General features: G+C 60.2%; 11 protein-coding genes. 6 read left to right on the plus strand and 5 right to left on the minus strand.

Translation table 11 applies throughout. The annotated features are described in order from the left end of the window. The first annotated feature begins 41 nt into the window (after positions 1-41). The 6 genes from J2W46_RS10215 to J2W46_RS10240 all read left to right on the plus strand — a co-directional run bounded on the left by J2W46_RS10215 (position 42) and on the right by J2W46_RS10240 (position 8748). Positions 42-1100 carry an aldo/keto reductase gene (locus J2W46_RS10215; protein WP_310353346.1) on the plus strand — a complete coding sequence of 353 codons (1059 nt, stop codon included), beginning with the start codon at positions 42-44 and terminating at the stop codon, positions 1098-1100. A gap of 9 nt (positions 1101-1109) precedes the next feature. After that, entirely contained in the window at positions 1110-2117 is a 1008-nt protein-coding gene (locus J2W46_RS10220) for a zinc-binding alcohol dehydrogenase family protein (protein ID WP_310069455.1), read from the plus strand. 335 nt (positions 2118-2452) lie between these two features. Next, a complete protein-coding gene (locus J2W46_RS10225) occupies positions 2453-3514 on the plus strand; it encodes a methyltransferase (RefSeq protein WP_310353351.1) in 1062 nt (353 codons plus the stop codon). 528 nt (positions 3515-4042) lie between these two features. Next, positions 4043-6145: a hypothetical protein gene (locus J2W46_RS10230; protein WP_310353353.1), complete on the plus strand. Its 2103-nt coding sequence runs from the start codon at positions 4043-4045 to the stop codon at positions 6143-6145. Between the two features lie 794 nt (positions 6146-6939). After that, positions 6940-8052 (plus strand): low temperature requirement protein A, encoded by a 1113-nt coding sequence (locus J2W46_RS10235; protein WP_204522886.1) that lies wholly within the window; start codon positions 6940-6942, stop codon positions 8050-8052. Positions 8053-8298: 246 nt separating this feature from the next. After that, positions 8299-8748, plus strand: a complete 450-nt coding sequence (locus tag J2W46_RS10240; protein ID WP_033379603.1) for a hypothetical protein — start codon at positions 8299-8301, stop codon at positions 8746-8748. Positions 8749-8766: 18 nt separating this feature from the next. Here the strand turns inward: J2W46_RS10240 and J2W46_RS10245 are convergent, their stop codons facing one another. From J2W46_RS10245 to J2W46_RS10265, 5 genes are all read right to left on the minus strand, one after another. After that, positions 8767-10254, minus strand: coding sequence for an MdtP family multidrug efflux transporter outer membrane subunit (locus J2W46_RS10245; RefSeq protein ID WP_310353360.1), 1488 nt, complete (start codon positions 10252-10254; stop codon positions 8767-8769). A gap of 8 nt (positions 10255-10262) precedes the next feature. Beyond that, positions 10263-12371, minus strand: coding sequence for an FUSC family protein (locus tag J2W46_RS10250; protein WP_310353362.1), 2109 nt, complete (start codon positions 12369-12371; stop codon positions 10263-10265). Positions 12372-12380: 9 nt separating this feature from the next. Beyond that, positions 12381-13439, minus strand: a complete 1059-nt coding sequence (mdtN, locus tag J2W46_RS10255) for a multidrug transporter subunit MdtN (RefSeq protein WP_310353365.1) — start codon at positions 13437-13439, stop codon at positions 12381-12383. 20 nt (positions 13440-13459) lie between these two features. After that, entirely contained in the window at positions 13460-13744 is a 285-nt protein-coding gene (locus J2W46_RS10260) for a YtcA family lipoprotein (RefSeq protein WP_310353367.1), read from the minus strand. A gap of 853 nt (positions 13745-14597) precedes the next feature. Continuing rightward, positions 14598-15533: an electron transfer flavoprotein subunit alpha/FixB family protein gene (locus J2W46_RS10265; protein WP_310354133.1), complete on the minus strand. Its 936-nt coding sequence runs from the start codon at positions 15531-15533 to the stop codon at positions 14598-14600. Positions 15534-15549: the final 16 nt, after the last annotated feature.

Here is a 15549-nt window from a genome sequence, read left to right on the forward strand (position 1 = left end):
GAAGCCGTTCGCCGGCATCTTCTCCATTCAGACACGCCTCCATGAAAGCTTTTGCAACTCACGCGCTGCCGCGAAGCGGGCTGGCGATGACCACACTCGGCCTCGGTTGCTCGCAACTGGGCGGCCTCTACAAGCCCATGTCGACCGCCGAGGCCAATGCGCTCCTCGATTGGGCGTGGGACGCCGGTATCCGCTACTTCGACACTGCGCCGTTCTACGGCTATACGCTTTCGGAACGGCGCGTCGGACAATCGCTGCAGATGCGCGAGCGCGAACGCTACGTACTGAGCACCAAGGTCGGGCGGCTAATGCGGCCCGACGACACGGTGCAGCCAGGCGATGACAACTGGGCGCAACCTCTGCCCTTCCGGCCTCGTTTCGACTATACGTTCGACGGCATCATGCGCTCGTACGAGGATAGCCAGCAACGTCTCGGCATGCAGACGATGGACATCCTCTATGTTCACGACATCGGCGCGGCGACGCACGGCGATGCGCATTCACGCTACTGGGAACAGCTGACACGTGGCGGCGGCTTTCGGGCTCTCGCGGAACTGCGCGACTCGCATGCCGTTTCCGCGATCGGACTCGGCGTGAACGAATGGCAGGTCGCAGTCGATTCGATGCAGGAAGCGGATCTCGACCTCGTCATGCTGGCGGGCCGCTATACGCTGCTCGAACAGGAAGCGCTCTCGCCATTACTCGACCAGTGTGTGAGCAACGGCGTGCGGATCGTCGCTGGCGGCGTATTCAATTCCGGCGTGCTCGTGGGCAACGGCAAGTTCAACTACGCCGACGCGCCGCCCGAAGTGGCACGGAAAGTCGCGCGTCTTGCCGACGCCTGCGCGAAGTTCGAGGTTCCGCTCGCTGCAGCGGCGCTCCAGTTTCCGTTGGCCCACCCCGCTGTCGTGTCGTGCGTGGTCGGTGCGCGCAGTATCGAGCAGTTGCAAAAGAACATCGCATGGCTTGAAACGCCAGTTCCGCCAGAGCTGTGGCAGGCCTTGCAGCACGAAGGGCTGATAGCCGGATCGGCTCCGGTTCCCGAGGCCCGCCGTTTCTTCACAACCGATCAGCCGTCCGGCGATCGACAAGCCCAATAAAGGATGCCAATGCTCAGCGTCATTTGTGAATCGCCCGGCGTGCTGCGCCGCGAAGACCGCGAACCACCTCGCCGCGCAGACGGCGAAGTACTTCTGCGCGTTAGCCGCGTGGGTATTTGCGGCACGGACATGCACATCTACTCGGGGAATCAGCCTTACCTGCAATACCCGCGGGTGATGGGACATGAACTATCGGCCATCGTCGCCGAGGCGGACCCCGGCGCGCACGTCGCGCCCGGCGACGCCGTCTATGTGATGCCCTACCTGTCGTGCGGACAGTGCATTGCCTGCAGGCAGGGGAAAACCAACTGCTGCGTCAACATCAAGGTTCTCGGCGTGCATCGTGACGGCGCGTTGACTGAATATCTGTCGGTACCCGCGCAGTTCGTGCACAAGGCCGACGGCGTGACACTCGACCAGGCGGCGATGCTCGAGTTTCTCGCGATCGGCGCACACGCGGTCCGGCGCGCCGACGTGTCGGCCGGTCAGCGGGTTCTCGTCGTGGGCGCGGGGCCGATCGGCATGGCGGCCATGCTGTTTGCGAACCTGCGCGGCGGGCAGGTCTCGTGTCTGGACACGCGCGCGGATCGTCTTGCGTTCTGCCGCGAGCACATTGCCGTTTCGACAGTTCAGATCGGTCCGAACGACGTGCAAGAACTTGCGGCGCTCACGGACGGCGAGTTCTTCGACGTAGTGTTCGATGCAACCGGCAACGTCAATGCAATGAACCGCGGCTTTGAGTTCATCGCCCACGGCGGCAAGTACGTGCTGATTTCGATCGTGCCCGGCCAGATCACGTTTTCGGATCCCGAGTTTCATAAGCGCGAAGCGACCTTGCTCGGCAGCCGCAATGCGACCGCCGAAGACTTCGAGACGGTTCTTGAAGCGATGCGCGCAGGCCGCATTCCCGACAAGGCGCTCAATACTGACCGCATGAGCCTGGCCGACGTGCCTACCGAGTTTCCCAAGTTGATGGAGCCTGGGCGGACCGTCGTGAAGGCACTGGTCGAGTGTTGACTGGGTTCGCTGCTGTTGTTCGAGGCGGGCGGACGTGCTGTTTCAGATCGCACGCCGCCCGGTCTTAATGTGGTTCGAGAGAAACGGTGAATCAACGCCGCACGTCGTCGGTGCTTACCCGCGCAGTGAGGCCTTTGAACGCATTCCGGCGCATCCACATACTATTTTGCTCACGAATAGGGCGCGGTTGACCAGGCTCGGAAACACGGAATTGATCGGGCATTGGCATTGATGGCGCGACGTGCAAACCGTCTGTACGGTAGCGAACGCTCGAAAACTTTCGTTTCGCCTACCATCCTGTCTGATGCTTGTTCACACGTCCCCCGGGAGCAATGATGGAAAGCACATCGAGCATAGTTCGACAGGAGCCCGGCGCTGACAACCCGCGCCAACAGGAACCCTCCCCTGAACGGCTGCTCCAGCTGGGCATGGGGTTCTGGGCGTCCAAAACCTTATTGTCCGCAGTCGAACTCGGTGTGTTCTCGTGCCTCGCGACCGGACCTCGCGACGCTGCGGAGCTCACTGAGGCTCTCGGACTGCATCCGAGATCGGCCCTTGATTTTCTTGATGCGCTGGTCGCATTGAATCTGCTGGAACGCGAAGACGGCAAGTACCGCAATACGCCAGACGCCGGGCTCTTTCTGGACATGGCCAAGCCCAGCTACGTAGGTGGATTGCTGGAAATGGCCAACGCGCGCCTGTATCCGTTCTGGGGCTCTTTGACGGAAGCCCTCCGCACGGGGCTGCCCCAGAACGAGGCGAAAGGGGGCGGCAATCCCTTCGATGCCATGTATAGCGACGAACACAAACTACGGGGTTTTCTCCGGGCGATGAGCGGGGTCAGCCTGGGCGCGGCCAAGGCGATTGCGCAACAATTCCCGTGGCAAAACTACAGGACTTTCATTGACATCGGCGCCGCCCAAGGCGCCTTACCTGTACAGGTCGCGCTCGCCCATCCTCACTTGCGCGGCGGCGGCTTCGATCTGCCCATAGTGGGCCCTGTGTTCGAAGAGTACGTAGCATCGCACGGCCTTCAGGAGCGGCTGAATTTCTATCCGGGCGACTTCTTCAGGGATTCCTGTCCGGCGGCCGATGTGCTCGTGATGGGACACATCCTCCACGACTGGGATCTCGGGCAGAAACTCGAGCTCCTCGCGAAGTGCTACGCGTCGCTACCTCCCGGCGGTTGCCTGATCGTCTACGACGCGGTAATCGACGATGACCGCAGGCGCAATGCCTTTGGCCTGCTGATGAGCCTGAACATGCTTATCGAGACGCCGGGCGGTTTCGACTATACCGGTGCGCAGTGTCGCGAATGGATGCAGCAAGTCGGCTTTACACAGGTACACGTCGAGCCACTTGCCGGCCCCGATTCAATGGTGATTGGAACCAAATAGAAACTCGCCGCGAGATTCGCGAGCATTCTCAGGGGCGAAAGAGACGCCACTGTACTGGTCTGGACCGCTGGCGCGTTGTGCAGGACATGCCGTCGTCCGCAACGTCGGATCAAGGACGCGCTCGATGGCTTCACACGGCAAAGGAAAAAACTGCCAGCCTTCTTGCGCGAGAGCCGGGCACCTAAAGACTGCAGAGATCCGCGCAAATATTCTTAATCAAAAGTCAATCACAGCAGTGCGCGTGGCCGGCGCCGCCAGTATTTTGGCGCGTGCACGACGACTCACTGGCTTGCGTTTTCGTTAGTCTCGCCTAACGTTTAGCTTACGTATTTCAGCAAGGGGAAACTGGAACGCACTACTGAATATTCGACGCATCGGTTCTGCTGTTTGGACTTAAGGCCTGGCTGTCGGTTGCGCGCGATCCGGTCAAGCTTTGCGGCGTAGATTTTTTGCTTCAAGCATTGCGTTGCGCAATCAATAAAAGCATGCGCGCCATGCTCTCGGGGGATTATGAGAGGAGAGATCGCAATGAACACGATGTCAGTTCCCATTGCGCAGCTTTCGAGAAGATTAGCATTCATCCTGCTGATCTGGAGCACCCACGTATTTGCAAGCGTTTCCCTAAGTCCTACGTTACCGGGTGCCGCGATACAGAACAGCACGGTACTGCTTGTCGCGCTTCCTATCAAAAATTTTGGCGATACGGACGCTGATAATGTCGTGATTCGTAGCGTCGTACTCCTGGGCGGATATCTCCAGAGCCCGGCTCGTTTGCCTGTATCGCTCGGCACCATTGCGTCGGGCGAGCGGGGAGTACTTAATCTGAGCTTCATTGTGCGGAAGCTCGACCCAGCAAAAACCTACAAGGTGCTCATCGAAGGGCAATATGGTGGTCGAACTGCCGGCGGGGCGCATCACGGCAATAATCGCGACGATCGGCGAGAGAATGGAAAAGATAGGGACGATAGGGACGAAAGGGGTAAGGGCGAGCGTGATCACGAATTTCATTTTGTAGTTGATGTGCAATTACCGCCGCCCGCACCGGGTTCGGACACTTCCTCTAGCAACCGTGGTCCCACCCATGCAACGCAGGGGCCCTATCCGCTGCTGCCACAGCCGCCGCAAACTGAGAGCAATGAAGACCGCGCACCGACGCCGATCGGATCCCCAAGCTTTCTGTTCCCCCATACGGCCACCGACACCGGCCCAAAAGCGCTGCAATTAACGTCGTATCCGGGGACATCACCTGACGGAGCGGTAGGCTTCATCGTCAACACGAACGCGAACGGAATTGCAGATCGTTTCCCACCGGACCCGAGCGCCGTTGGGTCTGGAACTCCATCGAATCTGGTCCTGGCTACCGCGAACCTGTACCTCAAGTACTCAACTGACGGTGGATCAACATTTACGACCGTTTCCAATTTCTCAACCGTATTCGGCGATCAGCCGGACGGCGGGTACTGCTGCGATCAAGTGGTTCACTACATCCCGAGCATCGATCGTTTGGTCTGGCTGATTCAGACTAACCAGCCCAAAGATTCGGCAGGAAAGCCGACCGGTGGGAACCGGTTGCGGATAGCCTGGGCGAGACCCGCCGATGTTGCCGCCAACTTCAACACGGCCTGGACATGGTTCGATGTCACTTCAAACTTTCTCGGATTGGGCAGTGATTGGCTGGACTATCCTGATCTGTCGACGTCAGATGGCTACCTCTACGCGTCAGTGGACGATGTGACAGCGGGCGGGCTTGTCGTCATGCGCATCTCCTACAAAGATTTGCAGCTTCCCGCCGGCAATATTGTGACTTGGGATTTCACCGCTCCAAAAAATGCAAAGTCAGCGGTAGCTTCTCACCTGACTCAAAATGCGACAGGCACGATGTATTGGGCGGGCCATGACGACAATAGTCACTTGCGAGTGTTCAGTTGGGCAGATGGATCGAACCGCTATTTCTGGAGCGCGCCAAAGCCGCACAATAGTTACGCGAGTGCGGACTACACTTCGAAGGCGCCGGACGGCCAGTATTGGTATGCTCCGCGACCGAAGGGGGATAACATCACCAGCGCAGTTCATCGACCGGGCGAGTTGTGGTTCGCCTGGACGGCAGCGCGCGACACAACGTTCGCCCAGCCGTATGTGATCATCGCAAAACTGAGCGATAGCAGCTTCGATGTCACCAGCGAGCTTGAGGTCTGGAACTCAAACAACGCTTACGCCTATCCTGCGCTTGCTGCCAACTCCACGACATCGGAAGTCGCTATTTCGTTGATGTGGGGGGGCGGAGACAAATTCTACCTGAATCATGCCGTCGGATTCCTCGGCGACTTCGTGGTCTGGATCACCACCTCCAGTGACGTGACCTTCTCGCTCAACACGGCAGGAACAATGGGTTGCGACGACGCATCCGGCGGTGCAGTAAAGGGACGCTGTACACGTTCGGGGGACTACCTGTCGCTCCGTAGGGTTGGAAACTCGAGCGGCCTGTTTAGCACCCTGGGTTACGAGATCAAGCTCGTCGATCCAACGCGCTCGACCGACTGCGCGACGGCTCCCGGCTGTCGGCAAGACGTTCGTTACGTTGAGTTCGGGCGGCCTAGGGACACACATGGGGGAGGCGACCTCATTCCGTAAAAAGCGATTGGCCCTTGCGTAGAAGCCCGACGTTTCAAAAGCTTTAGTGCGGCCTCGCAATTGTTCGCTTGACGGGGGCCGCCTCTGTCGACCTCCAAAATAGAAGATGCCTCAACCAGGCCGTTGGGAAGTCGCGTGCGACGGTGATCAGCGCGCGTGGAGGCCACTGGACTCTCCGGTCCGATGCGTTCTTCGAAGCGACCATTCGCCGCCTGAAGATATCAGTGCCGAATGGCCGCTTTCTGAGTAGAGCCGACGATTGAGTGCCTGGGCCAACCAGCCAGCAAATGACCGTAACTGGCCGACCGCCGCCTGACTTAGCGCCCCGATTTTGGAGAATAATCGGTGCTATTGGATGCGACCCATTTTGCACTATCCCTGTCGTAGGAGTGTCCGGTGATCGGCATCACACTAAGTTGGTAAAGTTCATCTTTCTCGTCCGGCATGGCCTGCCATGCGGTCGGCTCGACACCATACCCTTGCTCAGCATCTTGCTGGGCCTCGTCCAAAGTTGGACACCAATGATCCCCTTCAACATCGCGAGTTGGCGTCGACCGACATCGAGCGCAACCACATAAGTGCCGATTCTGCCCCCACATAACGGACAATCCGATCCCAGATCGCCTTGGCGTATAACTTAGCCATCCCTATCGCAAGAACTTTCGCCTGCGCGCCTTTAAACAAGTTGACACACCCAGCAGGTCCAAGGCCGCACGCCTCAAAACGGCACCCGGCACAGCGTGAGAGTCCCGGCACCCGACGTGTCCCCGGCGCAAGCAAGACAATGAGGCGATATGCACAACATAAAGTATTTCGAGTCCAATCGCCATACCACTTGGCTCGAGGCGTTCTTCGACCTGATCTTTGCGGTGGCGATCGCTGACGTAACGCATATATTGAGCCACACGCGCGAGGGTCATCTCGACCCACTCCAGTTCTGGAAATTCGTCCTGATTTTCATACCTTTGTGGTGGATTTGGGCCAGCCACACGATGTATGCCAATCGGTTCGATGCCGATGACCGGAAGCATCGGCTGGCAACCCTGTTCATCATGTTCCTGCTGATTATCATCTCAGGCCTGATCGACCGACGATTCCTGGCCAGCTTTGAGGCCATCGTCGTCTGCTACGTCGGTTCGAAATACATCGTCGCCATGATGTATTTCGTGTCGAAATACCGGCACAAGAAAAGCGAGGGACTCACAACGGCAGTTGGCTGGGTGATCGTCGCCGGCACCACCATCAGCCTCGCTTCGATCCTGTTCCCGGCGCCACAGCGATATGTCGTGTTTTACCTTGGAATACTGTTCGATCTGGTTGTGTTCATCTTTTTTTTGCCCCGTCGTCTCCAGGTCATCCCAGTGCATACCGAACACCTGATCGAGCGTGTGGGCCTGCTCACGATCATCCTGCTCGGAGAGTCCGTTAGCAGCCTGTCCACGGGACTGGCCAACATCAGCTGGACTGTGGAGAGGCTGCTGACCGCCGCCACCGGCTTCGTGATGATATCGGGCATCTGGTGGGTCTACTTTGACAGTTTTCACCTGCTGACCAAACAGAAGATCACGACCGGCCATTCGGTCCTGTACTCGCACTTTTTCGTCTTCATCGGCCTGTCGATTCTGGCCAGCCTGATCCGGCACGCCACCCTGGACGACATGGTGGTATCCGATTTCCGCGTATTGTCGGTCATCGGCGCAGTCTGCTTTTTCATTGGCAAGCAGTACGGCTATTTTATGGAGCGTCCCGAGCTGCGGCCCCAACTGGTCGTCAACACCCTCGTCGTCTTCGTGTTGGCCGGGTTTGCCCTGCTATTGCCCAGAACCGGTTACATCCTGCTTGGTCTTACCGCCGCGGTGATTTGTTACGCTTTCCTCAGCCTCAGATACCTGAACGTCCGGCCCTGATGCCCCGACTGATCGCGCGAAATGCGACAGGGGCCGACTTTGCCATGATGGTCGAATGCATCGAGCGCTCCGAGGCCGGACGGTCACATGCTGAGACATCAATGGCTCTCTTCGTGCTTTCCAGATAGAGACGAAATACCTTTGCTTCGGCTTAGTTATCTTTTGCTCACGTATCTACATGCCAACCTGAAAGCACGCACGAGCATTAATATGAATGGCCGCCAATGGCAATGTGAGGATAGCTCCGTGAACGCATCGGTTATTTCGGCTCTGGCGGCACTTGTCGGCGCTGCGATTGGCGGCCTGACTTCGGTTCTTGCTTCATGGCTGACCCAACGCACCCAGGTTCGCGCGGAATGGTTGGCGCATGACCGCGTCCGCCGGCAGGAACTCTACAAGGAGTTCATCGAAGAAGCGACGAAGTGCTACGTTGACGCGCTGCAACACGGCGAGCCGGACCTGCATGCACTCGCCAACCTCTATGCGAAGATCAGCCGCATGCGGGTCCAGTCGTCGCGTAAAGTCGCGGATGAAGCGGATCTTATCGGACGCAAGATCGTCGACACTTACCTCGCGCCGGACAAGACCTTTGTCGAGTTGCGTCAGATGATCGCGGACGGCTCGATCGACATCCTCGGCAACTTTGGCGAAGTGTGCCGCGCGGAATTTGAGTCGCTGCGCGCGCAGCAGTTCTGAAACCTGCTCACGCCCCGTTCAACGCGGCGTGAGTTCGACAGGTGGATCGGCGCGATAGCCGCCGCCGAGCGCCTTCGTCAGTGCGATCTCCTCACCGAGCATCTGACCGTTGAGCGTGAGCAGCGCGACCTGTTCCGCGATCACCGGCTGACGTGCCTCGAGCGCCGCCACTCGGCTCGCCAACCCTCGCTGATAGTGAGCTTCGACGCTGTCTCGCGCGAACGCAACGAATTCGATCCGCTGCTTCTGCAACTGCGCCTCCGCATCGAGGGCCTGCAGACGGCTGCCCGCCTGCGCGACATCCCGCACCGCGTTCAGAACAGCCTGGTTGTACTGCTCGATCAACAGGTTGCTGCCCTCGCGTGCACCGCTCAGATTCGCGTTGAGCCGGCCGCCATCGAAGATCGGCAGAGTCAGGCCCGGAATCAGGTTGATCTGCTGGCTCGCATGCGTGAACAGGTCGGCAAGGTGCAACGCGTTGAAGCCGAAGAAAGCCTTGATGTCGAAGCTTGGATAGAATGCCGCCCTGGCCGCGTCGATCCGGTGGAACGATGCCTCGACGTACCAGCGCATGGCCTGCAAATCGGGCCGCCGGGCTAGCAGTTCATAAGAGAGCGTCGCCGGCAGGGCCGCCTGCGAGCGCGGCAACGCAACGGGATTGATGACGGGCAGGCCATCGGGGCCCGCGCCGATCAGCGCGCGCAATGATTCGCGCAACTGCCTGATCTGCGCTTGCGCCGAGACGATCTGCCGTTCGATGCCCAGTTGCTGCGCGCGGGCTTCTTCGAGCCGGGTCCTGGCTTCGAGGCCGCGCGCCGCGCGTGCTTCGTGCGCCTGCACTGTGAACACCGTTACCTCGTGCAACTCGTTCAGCAGATCAATGAGTTGATAAGTCGTCTGGATGCCGTAGTAAAGCTGCGCGACGTCGGTCGAGATTTCGAGTTCGACAGCGGACGTCTCGGCCAGCCGCGCATTGCTCACGCCGACCGACGCCGCGATCTGCGCGCGCTGCTTGCCCCAGATGTCGACGTCCAGACTTGCGCCCACTCCGACGATGCCCTCGGTGTACCAGGGGCCTGTCAGCCCCAGCGCCGGTACGTTCATCGCAAATGGGCCGAGAAAGCCGTTCGCCGATACATGTTCGCGATCCAGCGACGCCAGCGCGACCATCTGAAGGCTCGATCCCGTCCTGACAAGCTCGACATCCGACCTGGCCTGCGCGACGCGTGTGCGCGCAATCACCATGGTCGGCGCGTCGCTCAGCGCCTGCTCGATCAGCGCGTCAAGCTGCACATCGTGATAGCGCGTCCACCAGCGGGCGGAGGGCCAGCCATCGCGCGCGAGGTGGATGTCATCAGCAAGATTGATCTGCTCGGGCGCGATCTCGGCATAGGGCGTGCCGTTATGATGAATCAGTGCGCAACCCGGCAGCACCGACGACAACCACGCGACGCATAAGAAGCATCGACGCCATCGCCAACCACGCAAACCCGTTCGCGTATTCATGTGCGTATTCATGTGCGTATGGCCTGTGATGGCGGCGGCGCGGCGGCTGCCTCGACGCGCCAGTCTGGCAGACCCGCGACCTGCCGCGACAAGTCTTGTGCAGCATCGCAGAGCGGCTTGTCCGCCGGTTCGATGGCTGGCGCAGCGATTTCAATGCGCCGCGGCGCCTGCGCATCGGGTGGGTTGGCCGCAAGCTCATCCGCATACCGGTTAAGTTCGACGCAGACCTGTTTCTGGGCCGCGCGCACTGCGTCGACAGTGTTCGGGCTTGACGACCCCGCGTGCGCCGCGAGCGTGCTGCGCAACGCATCGCCAGCGAGCATGATCTCGCGGCCCTGCGCGAGAACAGTTTGCGCGCGCAGCGTAAGCTCGCCCTGCTCCCCTTCCTGCCAGGCGGGCTCGAGCGCGACGCGCGACAGCGTCGCTTCGACATCGGCCAGCACGGCCCACGCCTGCAACTGCCGCTGCGCATCGCTCAACGGATCCTGTTGGTCGGCGCCGGCCTGGGGAACATGCAATTGCGCGGCAATGGCACGCAGCATCGTGGCGAGTTTCTGCCGCAGCACGTCGCCCTCGCCCTCGCGCCAGAACGACATTTGCACGAAGGTCGCCACGCCGACACCCAGCAGAATGCCGACCATCCGGTCGCGGATATCAGTGAGGTTCGTGGTTGGGCTGAACTGATCGAGCAACGCGAGCGAGAAGGTGAACATCAGTTGAACGCCGGCGTAGCTGATGCGCTCCGAACCTGCCGAGATCCACGCCGCTAACGCGGCAACGGGCAGCGCCATCAGCAGCAAACCGACGATATCCTCCAGATGCGGAACGACGAACACGACCATGAAAAGCGCCAGCGCACTGCCGACGGCGGCTCCGGCCAGCCGCAGCAACGCACGCTGAGTCGATGCGCCGAGGCTCGGCAGCGCGACGATCAGACAGGTCAGCATGATCGTGTGAATGCCCTGCCAGTCCACGGCGTTGTAGAACACGTAGCAGACCAGCACCGCAAGCAGGGTCTTCAGCGAAAAGCGCATGTACGCTGGATTGGTCCATGCGTCCGGCGCGACCATGGGCTCGCTCGCGAGCGGCTTGCCGGGTTCGGCATCGCTTGCAACCCGATCGGCGAATGCGCGCAGCGCCCGTTGCAACTCGCCTGCGGCGGGAATCGCGTCGGCGGCAGCCCGTTCGTCAGGTGTTGCCGTGCTCACGTAACGATACGACTCGCCTGACATTACCGCCTCGTCGAGCGCGCGGCAGTTGACGCGCAGCTCGCGCAACGCAGCCAGTTGCCCGGCTGTCGCTCCCTGCCAGTCAGGCGGCAGTTCACTCGCGCCGCGATAAAGGCGCGATACGGTCGCGATGCACGCCAGTTGCAACGCCTGATGCTCGCGATAGTGGGCATCGCGCATCGTCGTGAATCGCAGCAGCTTTTGCAGCGTCACCGCGTCTCGCTGGACGGCCGCCAGCGTGATCGGCGGAGTATGCGTCGTGCCGTCGATCAGTTGCGTGAGGCGCGTTTGCAGCGCCGTCAGTTGCCGATGGATTTCCGACTTGAGTTGCAGTCGAGGCTCGGCAGGCAGCAGCAGCGTGTTGACCACGAGCGTCAGCGCGATCGGATAGTTGACGGCGACCCACACCCATAACACCGCCCGGATCAGGAGCTCAGCCTGATCGGTCCGGTCCACGAAGCTCTGCACGTAGATCACAACGATCGCGACGATGAAGAACACGACGCCGATCCTGAGTACGCGAAGCAGGTACACGCTGCAAAAAAACAGCAGGCTCGCGATGACGATGCGCAGCAACGGGTAGTCGAAGGTGAACTTCAGCAGCAGGATTGACAGACCGATCGCGAGTGTCGATCCGACCATGAACATCAGGCCAACCAGCCGCGTGAGCACCACGTTCGACTGCGTGACGTAAAACACCACCAGCAGCGAAAGTGCGAGTTCGGGTACTTGAAGCGTCATCGACGCGACGATCACGATCGCGCTCGTCAGCACGCAGCGCAACATCACGTTGAGCCGCCCGGGAAATGGAGCAAGCTCGCGCTTCAGGAAATCGCCGGTATTGCGCAGCAATACGGGCATGGCGGGCAGATAGTCGGCGGCGGCCATGGACGCTCCTCAACGGGCTTCGCCGTCGTCGCCGCGCCGGGGGTGCAGCACAGCCACCGCCGATGTCCCGACGCGAAACAGTTCGGGGTTCGGCTTGTCGACGCGGATCTTCACCGGGAAACGCTGCGCCACGTGCACCCAGTTAAGCGTACGTTGAATTCGCGGCAACCCGCCCGGCAAGGCCAAGCCGCCTTCATCGGGCGCGACGCCGTAACTGATCGAATCGACGGTCCCCTGGAAGCGCTGGCCCGTATCGCTCATCAGGTAGACCGTTGCGGGTGTGCCCGTACGGATGTCCTTGAGTTCCGTCTCGCGAAAGTTCGCAACCACGTACCAGTGGCGCGTGTCGATCAGCGTGAAGACGGGTTTGAGCACCGACGCGAACTGCCCCGTCGAACTCTTCAACGACACGATGCGTCCGTCGAACGGTGCTCGCACCGTCGCAAATTCGAGGTTCAAGTCGGTGATCGCGATTTCCGCTATGACAGCGGCACGTTGCGCGACCAGCGCGTCGACGCCGCTCACAGCCGCTGCCGCCTGCTGCGCCTGCAGTTGCGCGGCGCTGAGTTCGGCCTGCGTTGCGCGTTGAGCGGCGCGTGCGCGGTCGACCTCCTCCGCGGATACGTAACCATGTGACAGCAGCGGCTCCATACGTCGCAGCGTGTCAGACGCCTGGGTTGCGGCGGCTCGTGCACGCTCGACAGCCGCGCGCACCGACTGCGCGTTGTACTGCTGCGCATTGACCGTGCGCTGGGTCAGCTCGATCTGACGGTCGAGCGCGACGAGGGATGCCTTGCCCCGTGCCAGCGCATCCTGATACGGACGCGGATCGATGCGAAACAGTAGATCGCCCTGCTTCACTGCCTGGTTGTCGCGCACCGCCAGCTCGACGATGCGCCCATTCACCTGGGGCACGACGTCGATCGTATCCGCGTAGACATAGGCGTCGTCGGTGCGTGGTTCGCGGTCCAACTGACGTATGACAAAAATCAGCAGTAACAACGTCACCACGACCAGCATGATGGCCGGCCATGCCTGCTTCTTTGTCTTGCCGGCATTCGTTGCCATTGTATCCACCTGAAGGAGATTCAATGTTGAAACAACATCAGCCAAACAGCGAGTGCGATGAAAGTGACGAGAGTGGGATACACGACTGCTGAAGGTCCCAGCAGATGGTCGATTTGTAGACGCTTGAGAACGAGAAAGATGACGATCGTGAGCACAACACCCGCGGCGATACAGAACAGCCAGTCCGGAAAGTACGCACCGAGCACGCCAATGGACGGTGCGTTTGTGCACCCCGACACAGGAATGGCCGCAATCCCGGCTATGCCGATTGCGCGCCCCGGGCTTCCGCTTCTGGCCAGTGGCATGTGATCGCTCCAAAGTCGTCGTTTTGTTCGGATCGATGTCACGCTTTGCAGCTTCGCAGACATATCCTGCCTGATCTGCCGGAATTCTGAAAGCGAACGGGAACTCGAATTAGCGAAAACACGTCCAATGTGTGACGTCCGCGAACTCAACATTGGCAGACCGGTTCTCTCTTGAGGTTTCTTACCCGGCCGGTGATTGGGAGGAAGTTGACGATCACCTCCGACCTGCCCAAAGCGCCCACCGCGTCAAAGGCACGTTCTACCTCCCTATGGCCGGACCGATGTATCGACATTCGCGCAAACGGTGTCGATAAACAGATATTAGTTCGACCTTCATCCGATTTCACGACACGGAATAAATAGCCATGTGCCGTGCGCTGCATGCGGATGGTCGGCACGGATGCAGCCATATCATTGCTGGCTGGTGACGGCCCTCATACACCAGCGATGCAGACACACGCCTCGAGCCGATGCCGGGAGCGCACGCGTAAGCAGTACGCGATGAACCGCTTGCGTCTCGCGACCGACCGTCTCATGCCTGCCGGGTCAGACGTTGAGAGGGATCTCGCCACGCGGTGGCTAACGGCATGGGCTGGGGCCATTGGCGAGCTTCAATTTTCTGCCGTGGTTAAAGGACGCTTCGGGAGACGAAAAGAAGGGGCGACCGGCCGAAATCGCGAGGGGAGTTTTTGACACATCCCGAGCGCCAGCTTCACAACAATTTTATGTCGCCGCGATCCGCCGAAAGTAAATACACACTGGAGAACTACCCCGGTTGGATATGCGTACAACCTCAAGTGGGTCATGAACCCACTTAGCCGCAACCTTAGTCGTGTAAGCGGTGAGGGCTTAGCTACTTCAGTGCATCGCGAAGTTCCGGCACCACCGTAAACAGATCGCCAACAAGGCCATAATCGGCAACACTGAAAATCGGCGCTTCCGGGTCCTTGTTGATCGCGACGATCACCTTGCTGTCCTTCATACCCGCCAGATGCTGGATCGCGCCCGAGATGCCGACCGCTACATAAAGTTGCGGCGCGACGATCTTGCCAGTCTGGCCGACCTGATAGTCGTTCGGCACAAAGCCCGCGTCCACTGCTGCACGCGATGCACCCAGCGCCGCATTCAGCTTGTCGGCCAGCGGCTCGAGAACTTTGGTGTAGTTCTCGCCGTTGCCCAGGCCTCGCCCCCCCGAAACAATGATCTTCGCCGACGTCAGTTCCGGACGATCCAGCTTCGTCACTTCACGGCTGACGAACTGCGAGATGCCCGCGTCCGCGGCTGCTTCGATCTTCTCCACCGTCGCATTGCCGCCTTCGGCTGCAACCGCGTCGAAACCCGTCGTGCGTACGGTAATGACCTTGATCGGATCGGCCGACTGCACCGTCGCGATAGCGTTGCCCGCATAGATCGGGCGCTCGAACGTGTCCGGGGAATCGACCGCGGTGATATCGCTGATCTGCGCGACGTCGAGCTTCGCTGCAATACGCGGTGCGATGTTCTTGCCGTAGGCGGTGGCCGGCGCGAAGATGTGCGAGTAGTCCTTCGCAATGTTCAGCACCGTTGCTTCGACGTTTTCCGCGAGCCCTTCGGCGAGTTGCGGCGCGTCGGCCAGCAACACTTTGGAAACACCGGCGATCTTCGCCGCCGCATCCGCTGCAGCCTGCGCATTCTGACCTGCGACCAGCACATGAATATTGCCGCCGACTTTCTGCGCCGCTGCGATCGTATTCAGCGTTGCGCCCTTGATCGACGTGTTGTCGTGTTCTGCTATTACAAGATTCACCAGATTCGTCATTTCATTC

The sequence above is a fragment of the Paraburkholderia strydomiana genome (genome assembly GCF_031456815.1).
GTDB lineage: Bacteria > Pseudomonadota > Gammaproteobacteria > Burkholderiales > Burkholderiaceae > Paraburkholderia > Paraburkholderia caledonica.